Origin of the sequence: Pseudomonas sp. A-RE-22 (genome assembly GCF_019956035.1) — a bacterium.
Lineage (GTDB): Bacteria > Pseudomonadota > Gammaproteobacteria > Pseudomonadales > Pseudomonadaceae > Aquipseudomonas > Aquipseudomonas brassicacearum.
On record NZ_JAHBCZ010000088.1, the window covers coordinates 14,830 to 32,006 of the forward strand.

At 61.5% G+C, this 17,177-nt stretch carries 17 protein-coding genes; 11 read left to right on the forward strand and 6 right to left on the reverse strand.

All coding sequences use genetic code 11. The annotated features are described in order from the left end of the window. Positions 1-61: 61 nt before the first annotated feature. Entirely contained in the window at positions 62-967 is a 906-nt protein-coding gene (locus KGA89_RS28680) for a LysR family transcriptional regulator (protein ID WP_223473124.1), read from the forward strand. 46 nt (positions 968-1,013) lie between these two features. Here KGA89_RS28680 and KGA89_RS28685 read toward each other — a convergent pair whose 3' ends face one another. Continuing rightward, positions 1,014-1,841: an NAD-dependent protein deacetylase gene (locus KGA89_RS28685; RefSeq protein ID WP_003200121.1), complete on the reverse strand. Its 828-nt coding sequence runs from the start codon at positions 1,839-1,841 to the stop codon at positions 1,014-1,016. A 185-nt stretch (positions 1,842-2,026) separates the two neighbouring features. Here KGA89_RS28685 and KGA89_RS28690 point away from each other — a divergent pair, with 185 nt between their 5' ends. From KGA89_RS28690 to KGA89_RS28705, 4 genes are all read left to right on the forward strand, one after another. Further along, on the forward strand, positions 2,027-2,299 hold the full coding sequence (locus tag KGA89_RS28690) for a hypothetical protein (protein WP_223473125.1): 273 nt from the start codon (positions 2,027-2,029) through the stop codon (positions 2,297-2,299). Between the two features lie 35 nt (positions 2,300-2,334). Then, positions 2,335-2,583, forward strand: coding sequence for a metallothionein (locus tag KGA89_RS28695; RefSeq protein WP_013692693.1), 249 nt, complete (start codon positions 2,335-2,337; stop codon positions 2,581-2,583). 396 nt (positions 2,584-2,979) lie between these two features. Continuing rightward, positions 2,980-3,357, forward strand: coding sequence for a general stress protein (locus KGA89_RS28700; RefSeq protein WP_013692695.1), 378 nt, complete (start codon positions 2,980-2,982; stop codon positions 3,355-3,357). Positions 3,358-3,667: 310 nt separating this feature from the next. Next, positions 3,668-4,597 carry a ZIP family metal transporter gene (locus tag KGA89_RS28705; RefSeq protein ID WP_013692696.1) on the forward strand — a complete coding sequence of 310 codons (930 nt, stop codon included), beginning with the start codon at positions 3,668-3,670 and terminating at the stop codon, positions 4,595-4,597. 25 nt (positions 4,598-4,622) lie between these two features. On the opposite strand, the gene KGA89_RS28710 is transcribed toward KGA89_RS28705, so the two are convergent. Further along, positions 4,623-5,030 carry a YkvA family protein gene (locus KGA89_RS28710; protein ID WP_223473126.1) on the reverse strand — a complete coding sequence of 136 codons (408 nt, stop codon included), beginning with the start codon at positions 5,028-5,030 and terminating at the stop codon, positions 4,623-4,625. Between the two features lie 179 nt (positions 5,031-5,209). Here KGA89_RS28710 and KGA89_RS28715 point away from each other — a divergent pair, with 179 nt between their 5' ends. Continuing rightward, positions 5,210-6,229, forward strand: coding sequence for a hypothetical protein (locus KGA89_RS28715; protein ID WP_223473127.1), 1,020 nt, complete (start codon positions 5,210-5,212; stop codon positions 6,227-6,229). A gap of 9 nt (positions 6,230-6,238) precedes the next feature. Here the strand turns inward: KGA89_RS28715 and KGA89_RS28720 are convergent, their stop codons facing one another. Continuing rightward, a complete protein-coding gene (locus KGA89_RS28720) occupies positions 6,239-6,433 on the reverse strand; it encodes a hypothetical protein (RefSeq protein ID WP_003200134.1) in 195 nt (64 codons plus the stop codon). Between the two features lie 218 nt (positions 6,434-6,651). On the opposite strand from KGA89_RS28720, the gene glsB reads away from it, so the two are divergent. After that, positions 6,652-7,560, forward strand: coding sequence for a glutaminase B (glsB, locus tag KGA89_RS28725; protein ID WP_003200136.1), 909 nt, complete (start codon positions 6,652-6,654; stop codon positions 7,558-7,560). A gap of 63 nt (positions 7,561-7,623) precedes the next feature. On the opposite strand, the gene KGA89_RS28730 is transcribed toward glsB, so the two are convergent. Then, complete coding sequence (locus tag KGA89_RS28730) at positions 7,624-7,953, reverse strand: hypothetical protein (protein WP_003200138.1); 330 nt, start codon at positions 7,951-7,953, stop codon at positions 7,624-7,626. 664 nt (positions 7,954-8,617) lie between these two features. Continuing rightward, on the reverse strand, positions 8,618-10,564 hold the full coding sequence (locus KGA89_RS28735; protein WP_223473128.1) for a DNA topoisomerase III: 1,947 nt from the start codon (positions 10,562-10,564) through the stop codon (positions 8,618-8,620). 244 nt (positions 10,565-10,808) lie between these two features. On the opposite strand from KGA89_RS28735, the gene KGA89_RS28740 reads away from it, so the two are divergent. The 4 genes from KGA89_RS28740 to KGA89_RS28755 all read left to right on the forward strand — a co-directional run bounded on the left by KGA89_RS28740 (position 10,809) and on the right by KGA89_RS28755 (position 15,371). Continuing rightward, positions 10,809-11,216 carry a response regulator gene (locus KGA89_RS28740; RefSeq protein ID WP_003200142.1) on the forward strand — a complete coding sequence of 136 codons (408 nt, stop codon included), beginning with the start codon at positions 10,809-10,811 and terminating at the stop codon, positions 11,214-11,216. Positions 11,217-11,319: 103 nt separating this feature from the next. Beyond that, positions 11,320-11,841 carry a sigma-70 family RNA polymerase sigma factor gene (locus KGA89_RS28745; protein ID WP_003200143.1) on the forward strand — a complete coding sequence of 174 codons (522 nt, stop codon included), beginning with the start codon at positions 11,320-11,322 and terminating at the stop codon, positions 11,839-11,841. Next, complete coding sequence (locus KGA89_RS28750; RefSeq protein WP_223473129.1) at positions 11,838-12,797, forward strand: FecR domain-containing protein; 960 nt, start codon at positions 11,838-11,840, stop codon at positions 12,795-12,797. Before KGA89_RS28745 ends, KGA89_RS28750 begins: the two co-directional genes overlap by 4 nt. 96 nt (positions 12,798-12,893) lie before the next feature. Beyond that, positions 12,894-15,371 (forward strand): TonB-dependent siderophore receptor, encoded by a 2,478-nt coding sequence (locus KGA89_RS28755; protein WP_223473130.1) that lies wholly within the window; start codon positions 12,894-12,896, stop codon positions 15,369-15,371. Positions 15,372-15,413: 42 nt separating this feature from the next. Here KGA89_RS28755 and KGA89_RS28760 read toward each other — a convergent pair whose 3' ends face one another. Further along, complete coding sequence (locus tag KGA89_RS28760) at positions 15,414-17,036, reverse strand: MFS transporter (RefSeq protein WP_003200149.1); 1,623 nt, start codon at positions 17,034-17,036, stop codon at positions 15,414-15,416. Between the last annotated feature and the right edge of the window lie 141 nt (positions 17,037-17,177).

Sequence of the window (17,177 nt, forward strand, 5' to 3'; positions counted from 1 at the left end):
GTTGATTTTTAGGTTGGATTGATTGATAAAACTCAACAATAGACCTTGGAGCGTAGCGAGCATGACCCTCAAGCAAATCCGCGCCTTCCTCGCCGTGGCCCAGAGTCTGAGCTTTGCCGTGGCCTGCGAGCGGTTGCACCTGTCCCAGTCGGCCCTGAGCCTGACCATCAAGGCCCTGGAAGAAGGCCTCGGCGGTCGCTTGTTCAGCCGTAATACCCGTAACGTGGCGCTGACCCCCGAAGGCGAATCCTTGCTGCCACTGGCCCGACGGCTGATTGCCGACTGGGACAACGCCGAGGACGAAATGCGCCAGCGCTTCACCTTGCAGCGTGGCCGCGTGACGTTGGCGGCGATGCCGTCGTTTGCCGGCAACCTGCTGCCGCCGATCCTCAAGACCTTCCGCGCCCGCTATCCGAATGTCAACGTCACGGTCAACGACGTGATCAACGAGCAAGTACTGGAAATGGTCCGCGATCGTCATGTCGAATTGGGTGTGGCGTTCGAGCCGATGCAGGGTTCGTCACTGGCGTTCACGCCCTTGTATCTGGATCGCTTCGTCGCGGTAGTGCCGTTGGACTCACCGTTTGCCCTGCGCGACGAAATCCACTGGGAAACCCTGCTGGAACAGCCCTTCATCACGCTGCAACGGCCCTCCACCGTACGGGTGATGCTGGAGGAGCATCTGCGGGCCCGGGACATGAAACTGCCTGTGGAGTTCGAGAGCCACCAATTGGCGACCGTCGGGCGGATGGTCGCCAGCGGGCTGGGGGTGAGTGCCGTGCCGGCGCTGTGCGTCGGGCAGATGCATGAGCTGGGCGCCCGCTGCATCACCTTGAGCGATCCGGTGATCGAACGGGCCATCGGGGTGCTGACCAAGCCGGGGCATGAACTGTCGGCGGCGGCGCAGGCGTTGTTCGATACGCTCAGGGATCAGGATTTGGGCACATTGACCGCAGGCTACCACTGATCCTGTGGGAGCGAGCAAGCTCGCTCCCACAGGGTATGGCGTGGTGTCAGATCAACAGTGGCAACAGTTGCTCACACGGCTCTTCAAGCTTGAGGTCCAGCAGCTCATCGGCCCGGGTCTTGCCTCGGTTGATCGCCAGCAGCGGCTTGCCCTGGTCCTTGATGGCCCGGCACAGGCGAAATGCCGAATACGCCATCAGCGACGAGCCCACCACGAGCAGGCCGTCCGCTTGCTCGACGGCTTGCACGGCGCGGGTCGCGGTGAGGGGGGCGACGTTCTCGCCGAAAAACACTACGTCGGGTTTCAATCGCTCGCCGCCGCAATGAGGGCAGCGAGGCACTTGGAAGCGCGCCTCGAAGGCCGGGTCGAGCAGGGTGTCGCCATCGGGTGCCTGCACCGCATCGACACCGGCCAGGTAAGGGTTTTCGGTTTCCATCAACTGTTGAATCTGCTGTCGTTCGCTGCGCTGGCCGCAATCCAGGCACAGCACGCGATGCAGGCTGCCGTGCAGTTCGATGACGTCCTGGCTGCCGGCCTGGTCATGCAGGGTGTCGACATTCTGGGTAATCAGGCCGGTGATGCGCTGCCGTGCCTGCAATTGGGCCAAGGCCTCGTGAGCTGCGTTCGGCCTGGCCTGCCGCACCCGTGGCCAGCCCAGCATCGCCCGCGCCCAGTAGCGCCGTCTTGCCTCGGCCTGGGCGAGGAACTCCTGATACATCATCGGCTGTCGACCCCGGCGTACACCGTCGCTGTCGCGGTAGTCGGGGATGCCCGAAGGGGTGCTGATGCCAGCACCGGTGAGCACCAGGAAGCGGCGTCCGGCCAGGTACGCCTGCAACTGATCGAGCGGTTCGCGATGGAAATCGTCCGGCATGGGTGTTTCTCCGTGGGCCTGGATTCGTTGAGGGTAGCACTGTCGAGCACGGGGCCTGCGTCACGCCTTTCGTCGCTCAGCGGCGCTGTTCTGCAAACTTTCCTTGCAGGAGGGGCCTCCACACTTATGTGCGAAAGAGCAATCGGGTTGTTTCGGTCGCTCTGAACCTGTCGCAGGGGAGGCTTATGAAACAGACCATCGGTGAAGTACGGGCCATCAATCGACCGCGCGCAATGGTGGGTGTGTACGTGGGGCAGGAGCACGGCCATACCGTGCTAGCGCTGCGTTCGGCCAATGACATCGATATTGGCGACATCCTGGAGTGGGACAGCGGCACGGCCTTGGGCACTCAGTCCTATCACAACCAGACCAAGGGCTGGACCGCCGATGTGTATGTGGCAAACCACGGTGTGGCGACGGCCAACCTTGAGGTCCTGTTGATGGTGGGCTCTTCCTGACGGCGCCTTCGACTTATTACTTAGGGAGAAAGAGCATGAGCAAACTAAAGTGCGGTTGCCCCGATTGCCAATGCGAGGTGGATCCGCAACGGATGTTCAACCACGACGGCGAGGCTTATTGCAGCCAGGCGTGTGCCGAACAACATCCCAACGGTGAGCCGTGTCCGGCCCCCGACTGCCATTGCGAACGCAGTGGCAAGGTGGGTGAGCGGAATGTCACCGATAACCAACTGGACGACGCGCTGGAGGAAACGTTTCCGGCGAGCGATCCGATTTCACCCTGAGCATTCTTGAATCCGGGTATCGGCGACAGGGTATCCGGACGCCGCAAGCCGGTCAGTGCGGTGGTGCAGGACAACACCGGCAGCCCGCGAGTTTTGGCTTCCTGGAACGGCGCGAGGCCAGGGTGACGAGACCGGTGCAATGGGGTGCCGGCGCCACTTGGCCTTTGGCGGACAGCGTGGAAAGACACGCACTGTTTTCCCCCCCCCATGTGGGAGTTTCAGCCTCGACCTGTTTAATAGCCTGATGCAATAAAGATCATGGCGGCGGCAATATAAATCGAGCATTGACCATTCGTCGCCGTTTACAACGTTTCCTTAAAACCTTGGCGGCGTCATGTTTTCCGAATAAGACGAGTCAGCAAGACTCGTTGACATCAACTAAACGAGGTGAATGAAATGGCTAACACAGGAAATAACAATCCTGGCAATTTCGCTAACGATCGTGAAAAGGCATCGGCAGCCGGGAAAAAGGGCGGCCATGCATCAGGTGGTAACTTCGCCAATAATCCTGAGCGTGCATCCGAGGCCGGGCGCAAGGGAGGGCAGGCATCGGGTGGTAATTTTGCCAACGACCCTGGGCGTGCCGCAGAAGCCGGCCGCAAAGGCGGGCAGGCCTCTGGCGGTAATTTTGCCAACGACCCTGAGCGGGCTTCGGAAGCCGGCCGCAAAGGTGGCCAGGCCTCGGGCGGCAACTTTGCCAACGACCGGGAGAAAGCCTCCGAAGCGGGTAGAAAAGGCGGTGAGAACAGCCGCGGCGGCGGCCGTGATTCATAATGCCCGCTGACATGGCAAGCCCCGTGCCCATGGCATGGGGCCTCATTGGTTTATATAGCCGAGTTTGCCGGGTTTAAACTACTGCCGGGCTTTACAGTCTTTTCGCTTTGTTCGTTAAAAATATCGGTTAATTGGTGAGTTAATCACCGTTCGTCTCGTTATTGAATAAAAGATAAATCATCCTGTTACTTCCTCCGACTATAAAAAACGGCGAGGGCGGCGCTTCCTTGCCTGGATATTATGTTTGATCGTTGCCACCGTTTAGGAGCACGATCAGCCATGTTTTGGTCAACACCCGTAAGGACCTTCGATGGACCAACCCACCTCCCGGAGTCGATCGCCCTGGCGCACCTGGCTCAACCCCGTGCAAGACAACCTGTTGCTGGGGGTAACGTTCTGGCTCGGGCTGGCGTTGGTGGCCGCGTTGCTGCTCTACAGTGGCTACAACGCCCTGGTTGGCGCCAATCGTCAAAACCTGGGCTACGCCGTGCTGGGCGGTACCTCGGGCTTTGCCGCCACCGCCCTGGGTGCGTTGATGGCAGTGGTGCTGCGCGATATCGCCTCGCGTACCCAGGACATCATGCTGGGTTTTGCCGCCGGCATGATGCTCGCCGCCAGTTCGTTCTCATTGATCCTGCCGGGCATCGAAGCGGCACAGGTCATCTGCGGCAATCAGTTGCTTGCCGCGTTTGTCGTCGTGGTCGGCCTGGGCCTGGGCGTCGCCCTGATGATCGGCCTGGACCGTTTCGTGCCGCACGAGCACGAACTCAGTGGCCGGCGTGGGCCCCAGGCCGAACGTATCAATCGCGTCTGGCTGTTCGTGCTTGCCATCACCTTGCACAACTTGCCGGAGGGCATGGCCATCGGCGTCAGTTTTGCCGACGGCGACTTCAAGGTCGGCCTGCCCCTGACCACCGCCATCGCTATCCAGGACATCCCCGAAGGCCTGGCCATTGCCATGGCGCTGCGGGTTACCGGTATCAGCACCTTGCGTGCCGCGCTCATCGCGGTCGGCTCGGGGTTGATGGAGCCACTGGGCGCGGTGATCGGCCTGGGCATGTCATCGGGCGTCGCCGTCGCGTACCCCATCAGCCTGGGGTTGGCGGCGGGGGCGATGATTTTCGTGGTATCCCACGAAGTGATTCCCGAAACCCACCGCAACGGCCATGAAACACCGGCCACTCTGGGGCTGATGATGGGGTTTGCGGTGATGATGTTTCTCGACACGGCGCTGGGCTGAGCCCCCCTGAACCGAATGCATGGTTTCAGCCGGTATTGACGGGACCGCCGTAGAACATGAACCAGGTACCTGCCAGTGTCGCTATCCAGGCCAGCACAATCAACGCCGCCGCTAGCTTGTTCACCGGGCGCTGGCCATCGTTTTCCCGCCATTGCCGGGCCTTGTCTGCACATTCTGCGAGCACTGCGAGCGGCATCAGGCGAAGCGCCAACCAGATCCCCAGGGGCAACAAGATCACATCATCCAGATAACCCAATACCGGGATGAAATCCGGGATCAGGTCAATGGGGCTCAGGGCATACGCCACCACGATAATGGCGATCCATTTGGGCAGCCAGGGCGTCTGCGGATGGCGATAGCAGAACCACAGCGTCATGGTCTGGCGTTTCAGGGTCCTGGCCCATTGGCGAAGACGTTCGAGGAGCCTGGTCATCAAAGCCCTGCAAGGTCTAGGGATCGACAAAGGATACTCGCAAACTGCGAGATGACACCTGTGGGAGCAAGCTTTGCTCCCACAGGTTTGCTCCCATAGGTTTTTGCCTCCACAGGTTTTACTGTTCTCGCGACCTATACTCAACCCCATGGGTGACCTGAATCCGGGGTGGCGCGATCGTGCTGCGTTCGCTGGTGCTGGCCGTTTTGCTCGTTCTGGCGGGGTGCGCCACGCCGCAGCGCGGTCAACAGGTTGCCACGGTGACGATTGACCAGGCCACTTGGCGACAGGTGGACCAGCAGATCATCGCAGCATCGAAGAGCGCTATCGAAAAGGCGGGGCTCTACGCCCGCGGGTCGATGGAACATTGGCGTGTGTTGGTCTATGAACGCACCGAGGCTGAGTTCATCCCCTGGTTCAGCAGCTATTGGACCCAGGAATGGCTGGCGGTGAAGGTCAGCTGGTATGCCGCCAGTGCCAAGGCTGAGGAGGATTCCTCGGCCAGGCGCCTGGCGGTTTACCTGCAAGAACAATATCGCGAGCGGGTACTGGAACCGGTGGCGGTGGAAATTGATCCCGAGGCGATCAGGGCTGCCGCGACGGACTACTACATACGCCAGCTCAATCAGCAGGTCCAGGTCATCGCCCTGCGGCATCGAATCCCGAACGAACTGATGAACCGGCGCCTCCACGGCATTCCTGCCATCAACCTGGGGCCGCCGGCGGCGCGTAACGCGTCGTTGTACGAGGTGGTGCATACCGAACCGCTGAACACGCTGCCAGCTTATGCGGCCCTGATCGATCACATCAACAAGGCCGCTGCCACAGGTGCCGGGCCCTCAGAGGCGGTGATCGCAACGGTGGCGCAACACACCAGCGAAAAAATCGAGGCGCAATTTGCCACACGCGGAGCGACCGGCGCGGCGGCGGCGGTCGCCGGGAAGGCGGCCGGGGCGTTGATCTCGGTGGGTGTGGCGGGTATTCGCGCGATCATCCACGAGGGCGAGCGGCCGGAAATGGAGGCAGAAATCCGCAAAAGCCTGAGCGCTGCGTTCGATGAGGCGTGGTTCAAGTCGCTCAAGCACCCCCTCAGCGGGGTGATGGCACCGGTGTACTACCTGGACGAGGAAATAGAAGGCAACCTGGTGGAGGCGGAGCTGGCCAATCGCGCGGTGGCATTGCCGGACATCAAGCCGTGACGGGCCGGCTCATTCTGACCCGAGGGTGACGCGACAACCCTTGCGCTGGCGGATCTGTTCGTCCGATGGGCGTTCCTTGATGAACTCGAAGCGCGGCTCGCCTTCGCTGTAGATCACCAGCCAGCCCCATTCCAGCTCGCTTTCATCCTGCCCGGGCTTGGGCGGCGAGGCCCACCAGGGTTCTTTTTGCATGATCTGGCGCATCGTCTGCTCCTGTCGATTGATCCTTGGAACTATAGACCGCTCGATTTTGTGACAAGCGCCTGTGAAAGCGCTTGATCCCACAAAGTCTGCATCCACAGATCCCCTTGCCGGAGGGTTGTGTGCCTGAAGCTTGATAATCAGTGTGCTCTGACCTCGCCCACCAGCGTCTAGCGTCTGTATCCCCGCACTCGAACGGGGAATGACTGGACCCCGCGCATATGCAAGCACTGTTGAACGAGATCCTCGATGCGGTTCGCCCCCTGATTGGTCAGGGCAAGGTGGCCGACTACATTCCGGCCCTGGGCACTGTGGCGCCCAACCAGTTGGGCATTGCCGTGTATGGCAACGACGGCGAGTTGTATTGCGCCGGCGACGCCGAAACAGCGTTTTCGGTGCAGAGTATTTCCAAGGTGTTCAGCCTGGTGCAGGCCATCGGGCATTCCGGCGAAGCGATCTGGGAGCGCCTGGGCCATGAGCCGTCCGGCCAACCGTTCAATTCCCTGGTGCAACTGGAATTCGAACGCGGTCGACCACGCAACCCGTTCATCAATGCCGGCGCGTTGGTGATCTGCGATATAAACCAGTCGCGTTTCGCCGCCCCGGCGCTGTCGATGCGCGATTTCGTACGCCGTCTGTCGGGTAACCCACAGGTGATGGTGGACGGCAAGGTCGCCGAATCGGAATACCAGCACCGCGCCCGCAACGCGGCGATGGCGTACCTGATGCAATCGTTCGGCAATTTCCATAACGATGTGGAAGCGGTACTGCGCAGTTACTTCAGCCACTGCGCCCTGCGGATGAGCTGTGTCGACCTGGCACGGGCATTCTGCTTCCTGGCCAACGACGGGTTCTGCAAGCACAGCGGCGAACAGATCCTCAGCGCCCGGCAAACCCAGCAGGTCAATTCCATCATGGCCACCAGCGGTTTGTACGATGAGGCCGGCAATTTCGCTTATCGCGTCGGCCTGCCGGGCAAGAGCGGGGTCGGTGGCGGGATTGTCGCCGTGGTGCCGGGGCGGTTCACGGTGTGCGTCTGGTCGCCTGAGCTCAACGTCGCCGGCAACTCCCTGGCCGGCATGGCGGCGCTGGAGTTGATGAGCCAGCGGATCGGCTGGTCGGTGTTCTAGAACCTGCCTCACAAAAAAAGGCCCGCTCCTGATCCAGGAGCGGGCCTTTTTGTTGAGTAGTGATCAGCAGAGGCGGTCGATGACCCGGACCTCAGAAGTGTTCTGCATCGACTGCCAGGCCTGGGTCAGCGTTTGCAACACGCGACCGATGAAGTCTTTGTCGGCCGCGGCCTTCTTGCCAACGTAGCCCTGGCCACGACGGTACATCTTCAGCCGGGCACCCAGCTCTTGCGTGTTCTTTTCGAACTCGTCTTCGCGGGTGTAGGGCGACAGGCAGTCCATATGCACCTGGCCAGTCTTGCTGATCCACAGGATATGGCTGTCGAGAGTGTCCTTGTGTGCTGCGAATATGCGAGCCAGTTCATCAATAGATGGTTGATTATTCAGATTCATGTGTAAGCCCCTTGACCATTTGGTTGATCTGTCTGGTGGTTCGCAAAAACTTCGCTACTCGGTAAGTACCTGCCTGCTACCGAAACCAGGCCGTCAGCATTCTTCCGTCGAACTTCGACAGGGTCGTGCATCGGTTGTGTAGTCTTATCGAAGGGCTGCTACGCAAATGCGCTACAACGAAGAGAAACAGCGAAGAATCTTCAGGCAGTGTCAACTTTCGAGGGTCGAACCACACGCGTCATGAGGATTGATCGCCGGCGTTTCTCGTCCTTGTTACCGGACGGTCAGGCCAGGTCAGCACCTTCAATCTGCCTTGTGGGCAGTCCCTTATCCAAAAAACAGCTCGGCGGTCAGACGAGCTTGCTCAAACAGTTGCCTGTACTCCCGATCGGGGAGACGTCTGCATCATGCAAGGGCAAATCGGAGGCGTCAACGGTTTTGTAGTGATTATTTTTGGTCACTACATATTGTCGGACAAAACGGTTTGGGTATGAAAAATTGGCGAAGGCGCGGATTTATCTGTGGGAGCAAGGCTTGCCCGCGATGAAGATCACACGGTCGATCTGGAACCGAGTCGCCTGCTTCGCGGGCAAGCCTTGCTCCCACAAAGCCTTGCTCCCACAGATCTTCTGCCACAGGTTCCATGTCTTCGGTGAGCCGCTGCTCAGGTCGCCTTGGCCTTGCTCGCCTTGCGCGGTGCGCCGCCAGCCTTGCGCTTGGCCGGCTTGCGTTTGTTTTTCCACGGCGTTGCGCCGCGCCCGGCGGGGCTGGCCGGGCCGCTGATGGTCAGGCTCATGCCCTGGCAGCGAGCGACGTGCTTGCTCATCCAGGCGGCTTGTCGGGTCACGAATTCCTCCAGGCTCATTTCGCCGCTTTGCACCATGTCCAGCGCCTGCTCCCAGATGGCCGTGGTGCCCGGGTCGGCGATGGCCCGGGGCACGGCGTCGATCAGGCTGAAGGCCGCCGGGGTGGCGGACAGCGCCTTGCCGTTTTTCACCAGGTAACCGCGGTCGAGCAGCCCCTGGATGATCGAGGCCCGGGTCGCTTCGGTGCCAATGCCGGTGGTGTCCTTGAGCTTTTGCTTGAGCAGCGGATCTTCTACCAGTTTGGCGACGTTCTTCATCGCCTTGATCAGGTCGCCTTCGGTGAACGGCTTGGGCGGTTGGGTCCACAGGTCCTTGGGTTTCACCTCGTCCACGGCGCAGTCGCGGCCTTCGGCCAGCGCCGGCAAGGTCTGCGGCGCCGGTGCTTCACGGCCCCTGGCCGGGGCCAGCGCTTCGGGCAGGGCGCGTTTCCAGCCGGGTTCGACGATCTGCTTGCCCACGGCCCGCAGCGCCTGGCCGGCACAGTCGAAGTCGGCCTGGGTCCGGTCGTATTCGTGGTTGGGCAGGAACTGCGCCAGGTAGCGCGCGCGAATCAGCGTGTAGACCGCGCGCTGCTTGCCGGCGAGTTTGTCGAGGTTCCTGGCGGCGGCGGTGGGAATGATGCCGTGGTGGGCGCTGACCTTGGCGTCGTTCCAGGCCCGGGACTTGCGTTGCGGCTGCAGGTGCTCGCGCAGCGGTGCAAGGCTTGGGTCGGCCTGGGCGAGGGCGGCCAGGATGGCTGGTGCTTCACTGTGCTGGCTCAAGGGCAGGAAACCGCAATCGCTGCGAGGGTAGGTGATGAGCTTGTAGGTCTCGTAGAGCGACTGGGCGATGTCCAGGGTTTCCTGGGCGCCGAGGCCGAGTTTCTTCGAGCAGACTTCCTGCAGCGTGCCCAGGTCGAAGGGCAAGGGTGCCGCTTCGCGCAGACGCTCGGTGCGCACTTTCAGCGTCCGGGCGCTGGTGGCGTTGCTCATGGCCATGGCCGCGTCTCGGGCCAGGGCCTGGTTCAGGCAGCGCTCCTGGTCGTCGCAGGCGTCCGGGTCGGCGCGCCACTGGGCGGTGAACGCCGTGCCTTCGTGGCTGAGCTGCACGTCGATGGCCCAATAGGCGATCGGTACGAAGTCGGCGATGCTGCGGTCGCGGTCCACCACCAGGCGCAGCGTGGGTGTCTGTACGCGGCCCACCGGCAACACGCCCTGGTAGCCGGACTGGCGCCCCAGCAGGGTGAACAGGCGACTCATGTTCATGCCGATCAGCCAGTCGGCCCGGGAACGGCCCAGCGCCGAGTGATACAGGTTGAAGGTTTCGGCCCCCGGCTTGAGGGCGGCCAGGGCCTTGCGGATCGATGCTTCGTCCAGGGCCGACAGCCATAGCCGCCGGATCGGCCCGCGATAACGGCAATGTTCCACCAGCTCCCGGGCGATCATTTCGCCTTCGCGGTCGGCGTCGGTGGCGATCACCAATTCCTTCGCTTCCCCCAGCAGGCGCTTGACCGCCTTGTACTGGCTGGCGGTTTTCGGCTTGACGGTCATTTTCCATTGCGCCGGCACGATGGGCAGGTCGGCCAGTACCCAGCGCTTGTAGCGCGCGTCGTAGGCGTCGGGTGGGGCGGTTTCCAGCAGATGGCCGATGCACCAGGTGACCGTGATGCCAGGGCCCAGCCAGCAACCGTCGCCACGGCGCGTGGCACCGAGCACGGCGGCGATGTCCTTGGCCTGGGACGGTTTTTCACACAGGTACAGCTGCATAGCGCCCTTTTCCCGAGCAGATTTTCATGGGGCTGTAGCATGGTCATGGATGCGCGCCAGGGCAAGTTTTATCTGTATGGATATACAGATAAAAAGCGTTGCGCTGCGTTGCCAGGACGGCTCTGGCATGACATTCGGCGGCCTGTTGGCACACAGAATGAATTTCTCGCAGGGGGATTGCTCATAACTTCAAGGCGGTTGTTGCCGCAAAGAAGGTTTTATGAGGTCAAGGAGAGTCACTTTCATGAATTCGATGCCAAATGGCAACGGCCAGGCGACTACACGTTTGATTCTCGTTGTGGAAGATGATCCGACCATCCTGGAGTTCCTCTGTGAAATTCTCGAGGAGGAAGGGTTTGTCGTGGAGCCTCGGGAAAGCGCCGACGCGGCGTTGACGTTTCTCGAAGAGAGCGCCCATTACGTCGACCTGTTGCTCACGGATATCACCATGCCCGGAAAGATCGACGGCGCGGACCTGGCCAACCTGACCGGCGACCGCTGGCCGCAGATACCGCTGCTGATCATGTCCGGTTTCGAGACCCCGGAAAGCGCGGGAATCAAGCATCATGCTTCGTTCATCGCCAAGCCCTGGGCGCTGGGACAGATGCTGGACCTGGTGGAAAGCACGGTAAAAAGTCACTCCATGAACTGAGTCATTCCAGCGAGTGGGTGGTGGCCGGGCATGTTTGGGTTGCAAGCGGCGATAGGCTCCATGACAATGCGAGTCATTATCAGTCGCGAATTATTCCATTGCCATGTCCGCCAACGATCTGTCCCTACGCAGTGCTGTCGACGTTCTGTACAGTGATCATCATGGTTGGCTCCAGGGCTGGCTGCGCAAGCGTTTGGGCAACACCTTCGATGCCGCGGACCTTGCCCAGGATACGTTTGTGCGGGTCATCAAGGCGCGCACTGCGCTGGATATCCGTGAGCCACGACCGTACCTGTCGATGATCGCCAAAGGGCTGTTGATCGACCTGTTTCGCCGTCGCTCGCTGGAGCAATCCTACCTCGAAGTATTGGCGGCCATGCCGCAAGAGCAGCACCCCTCGCTGGAAGAGCAGGCAATCATGCTCCAGGCCCTGATGGAGATCGACCGCTTGCTCCTGGGGCTGGGGCCGCGGGTCAGGCAGGCGTTCATCCTGTCGCAGTTCGATGGCCTGACTTACCCGCAAATTGCCGAACGCCTGGGTGTCAGCGTACGCACGGTCAACAATCACATGGCCAAGGCCATGGAGCATTGCTGCCTGATGCAGATTCAACTGCAGCTTTCATGAACCTGCCCCCTGAAGAGTTGCACGCCATTCGCGTGGCGGCGCAGTGGTACGCCCGGCTGCATTCCGGTATCACCACCGACGCGGACCGGGCCGACTGGCGCGCCTGGCTGGCTGCCGATCCGCTGCACGGCCAAGCCTGGCAACGCATGGCGGCAGTGGCCGAGCAGATGGCAAGCGTACCGGGCGCCCTGGCCGCACCGACCTTGAGCGACGCCCACCATCGATCCCGCCGCCAGGTATTGCGTAGCGTTTTGCTGCTGACGTCCGCTGGCGGCCTGGGCTGGCTGGGCTGGCGCAGTCAGGCAAGCCAAAACCTGTTTTGCGATTACCGCACCGCCGTGGGCGAGCGTCGCGAGTTCCAACTGGCTGATGGCAGCACGGTCCTGCTCAACACCGATACCTCGATCAATGTTCGTTTCGATGGACAGCAGCGGCTCGTGGAGCTGTTGCGGGGTGAGGTGCTCGTGACGACGGCGGTTGATCCCTTGCGGCGTCCGTTCAAAGTGGTGACGGGGCCGGTCGAGGTGCTTGCGCTGGGCACGCGGTTTATCGTCCGTGGTGAGGCGCGAGGCGGCGAAGTAGCGGTGCTGGAGAAAGCGGTCGAGGTGAGTCTGCCGGCGATGGGGTCAAGGAGGCGGGTCGAAGCCGGCCAGCGCCTGGATTTCAATGAGCGGTCGCTGGGCACGTTGCGGGGCAACGATGTGTCGGTTGGTGCCTGGCAGAAGGGCAGCATCATCGCCATTGACCGTCCCCTGGCGGCGCTGCTGGATGAACTGTCGCGCTATCGCCCCGGTGTGCTGCGCTGGGACCCGGCGATTGGCGACTTGAAGGTCTCCGGTGTGTTTCCTGTCGATAACACTGACCTCGCCCTGGCGGCGTTGGAGAGCGGCTTTTCGTTGCGGGTGACGCGCTACAGCCGATTCTGGGTCCAGGTCGCAGGTGGCGAGCGGCGGTGACGCTGTGTAATAAAAATATCCGCCCCTGCACTTTTCAGCCTCATCGTTCGGCTCTTCCTCAGTGAGTTTTTATCGACCGTTTTGGGGAGGGGAAATATGCCTTGGGTAAGCGCGCCAGGCCGTCTGGTGTTTGCAGTGAAAATCGGCTTGCTGGCTGTCACCACCGTCGGCGCCACGGCCGTGAATGCCAACCCGGTTCCAGGCGCCTCGGTGCAGCAGCGTTCGGTGCAGGCCTACGATATCGGCGCCGGCAGCCTGGTGGATGTGCTGACCCGTTTCTCCAGCGCCGCCGGTGTCGCCCTTTCGTTTGATGCCCGGCAACTGGAGGATCTGCAATCGCCCGGCCTGAGAGGTTCTTTCGGCGTGGCTGACGGCTTCGCTCGCATTCTTGGCGGAAGCGGCCTGCAAGCTGAGCCCCAGGCCAACGGCACGTACGTGCTGCGCCGGTTACCTGCCAACGGTTCGGTCATGGAACTGGGAGCAACCAGCATCGAGGCACAGATGCTCGGGGCGACCACCGAGAACAGTGGTTCCTACACGACGGGCGCGGTGACCATCGGCAAGGGCGAGCACTCCCTGCGCGAAACGCCGCAGTCGGTGACGGTGATCACCCGCAAGATGCTCGATGACCAGAACCTCAATACCATCGATCAAGTGATGGAAAAGACCCCCGGCATCACCGTCTACGACTCGACCATGGGCGGCAAGTATTTCTATTCCCGTGGGTTCCGGATGTCCGGTCAGTATCAATACGACGGCGTTCCGCTGGACATGGGCAACAGCTATGTCCAGGCCGACAGTTTCAGCAGCGACATGGCTTATTACGACCGGGTCGAAGTCCTGCGCGGTGCCGCAGGGATGATGAAAGGCGCGGGCGGTACTTCCGGTGGCGTCAATTTTGTCCGCAAGCGTGGCCAGGCCACGGCCCAGACCGAACTCAGCCTCTCGGGCGGCACTTGGGACAACTACCGCGGGCAGGTCGATACCGGTGGCCCGCTGAATGATTCCGGCACCGTGCGGGGCAGGGCGGTGATCGCCGAGCAGAGCCGGCATTATTTCTACGACGATGCCCAGCGCAAGGACCAGATTTATTACGGTGCCCTGGATTTCGATCTGTCGCCCGACACGATGCTCGGCGTGGGCGTTGCCTATGAAGACGTCGATGCAAGCCCTTGCTGGGGCGGGCTTCCTCGCTACCGGGACGGCAGCGATCTGAAACTCAGCCGTTCCACTTGCCTGGATCCGTCGTGGAACACTTGGCGCAGCCAGCGGACCACGGTGTTCAGCGATCTCAAGCATCAGCTCAATGACGACTGGGCGGTGAAGGTCGCCGGTGTCTATACGAAAAATACCCAGGACATCAAATACGCCTTTGCATCGGGTTCGGTGGCGCCAGGCACCTCGACCACCAACCTGCTGGGCAGCATGTACGACTACGACCAGGTCGATTACGGCCTCGACGCCTATCTCGACGGCAAGTTCGACGCCCTGGGGCAGCAACATGAATTGATCGTTGGTTTCAACGCCAGTCGTTCGGACAAGGATGACTTCTTCTCGGTGGCACTGCTGCCACAGAAGCAGAACGTGTTCGATCCGGATCGACATATTCCCGAACCGGACGACAGTTACTTCATCGAAAACTCGACGCGCGGTGGCCCGGTCAAGACCGTTACCCAGCAGCAAGGCATGTATTCGACCCTGCGCCTGAAACTGGCGGACCCGCTGACCTTTGTCGTCGGCAGTCGGGTGAGCTGGTACCGCTCCAAGACCGACTCGGTGTTCCTCACGGGTGGTTCGGAGCACGCCAAGAGCACGGAGACCGGCCAGGTCACGCCGTTTGCCGCCGTGCTGCTGGACCTCAATGAGCACCTGACGGCCTATGCCAGTTATTCGGATATCTTCACGCCCCAGGGCAACTATCGCTCCGAAAGCGGCGCGGCGCTCAAGCCCCTGGTGGGCGAGAGTTATGAGTTGGGGATCAAGGGCGAGTGGTTCGAGGGACGCTTGAACAGCGCTTTCAACCTGTTCCGCACGCTGCAGAAAGACCAGGCGCAGACCGACTACAACTCAAGTTGTGCGTCCTCGGACGGTTACTGCTATGAGAACTCCGGCAAGGTTCGCGCCCAGGGCTTCGAAGCCGAGATCAGCGGTGAAGTCATCGAGCGCCTGCAACTGCTTGCCGGCTACACCTACACCCAGACCAAGACCCTCAGCGACATAGACACCAGCCTCAACGGTGGTTCGTTCAACAGTTATGTGCCGCGTCATGTGCTGCGCCTGTGGGGCGATTATGCCCTCGGCGGAGCGTTCGAACGGTTCAGTGTCGGTGCCGGGGTCAATGCCCAAAGCGACAACTTCCGGGTATCGCCAGCGACGGGCGAGAAGATCACCCAGGCCGGTTATGCCGTGTGGAATGGCCGCGTCGGCTACCGCATCGATGACACCTGGTCGTTGGCCCTCAATGGCAACAACCTGTTCGACAAGCGCTACTACACCACCATCGGCACCGAGGGTTTCGGTAACTATTACGGTGAGCCGCGCAACTTCACCATGACCGTGAAGGCGCGTTTCTGATCCGCTGGCGAGGGCACCAGTGCCCTCGCCACGGTTTCATCCTCAGTTTTTATCCAGGTCCACGTTCCGGGTTTCCCGCAGGCAGATCATGCCCACCACCAGGCTCACCCCGGTGATCACCACCGGGTACCACAGCCCGTAGAAAATATCCCCGGTGTAGACCACCAGGGCGAACGACACGGTGGGCAGGAAGCCGCCGAACCAACCGTTGCCGATGTGATAGGGCAGGGACATGGAGGTGTAGCGAATGCGGGTCGGGAACAGTTCGACCATCAACGCTGCCAGCGGTCCGTAGCACATCGCGGAGATGATGATCAGCGCCACGATCAAGGCCACGATCATCGGCCGGTTGATCTGCTGGGTATCGGCCTGTTGCGGGTAGCCTGCCAGGGTCACGGCGCCGCGCAGGGCGGCTTCGTCGTAACCTTCGAGTTTCACGTCACCGACGCTGACCTGCACCGTGCTGCCGGCCGGGGCCGCGACGCTGCTGTAGGGCAGGCCTTGCTTGACCAGGAAGGTCTTGACCTTGTCGCAAGGGCTGTCGAAACGCGCCTTGCCCACCGGGTCGAACTGGAAGGTACAGGTTGCCGGGTCGGCGATCACGGTGATCGGTGCCTGGCGGCTCGCCTGGTCGATGGCCGGGTTGGCGTAGTGGGCCAGGGTCTTGAAGATCGGGAAGTACAGCGCGGTGGCCAGCAGCAGGCCGATCATCAGCACCGGTTTGCGCCCGACCTTGTCCGACAGCCAGCCGAAAAAGATGAAGAACGGTGCGCCGATCACCACGCTGACAATCAGCAAGCTGTTGGCCAGGGCCGGGTCCATCTTCAGGAACTGGGTGAGGAAAAACAGCACGTAGAACTGCGCGGCATAGAAGGTCACCGCTTGCCCGGCGTTGATGCTGAACAGGGCGATCAGCACCACCTTGAGATTCTCCCATTTGCCGAAGGATTCGCGGATCGGCGCCTTGCAGCACTTGCCTTCTTCTTTCATTTTCAGGAAGGCCGGCGACTCATGCAGGCTCAGGCGAATCCAGGTGGAGATGCCCAGCAGCAGGATCGACAGCAGGAACGGAATGCGCCAGCCCCAGACTTCGAACTGATCGCCGGTGAAGTAGCGACAGCCCAGCACCACCAGCAGCGACAGCAACAGCCCGAGGGTAGCGGTGGACTGAATCCAGCTGGTATGAAAACCGCGCTTGCCCATTGGCGCGTGCTCGGCAACGTAGGTCGCCGCGCCACCGTACTCACCGCCCAGGGCCAGGCCCTGGAGCATGCGCAACACCACCAGGATGATCGGCGCGGCGATGCCGATGCTGGCGTAGTTGGGCAGCAGGCCGACGCAGAACGTCGCCAGGCCCATGAGGATGATGGTCGCCAGGAAGGTGTATTTGCGCCCGATCATGTCCCCCAGCCGGCCGAACACCAGTGCCCCGAATGGCCGCACGATGAAGCCGGCGGCGAACGCCATCAGGGCGAAAATGAACGCGGTGGTGTCGTTGACCCCGGCAAAGAACTGCTTGCTGATCACCGCCGCCAGGGCGCCATAGAGGAAAAAGTCGTACCACTCGAACACCGTCCCCAAGGACGAGGCGAAGATGACTTTCTGGGTTTCCTGGCTGGTGCCGACGCTGCGCGTGGCTTCCAGGGACTGAACATGCTCGGACATAGCGGTATCCCTCACAGTGATTGTTTTTGTTGTTCCACTGCGACGCCGGGGTGGCGTCTCCTGATTTGACACACTTTCCTTGAATCGACCCATCCCCTTGTGGGAGCGAGCTTGCTCGCTCCCACAAGGGGGCTCTGCTGT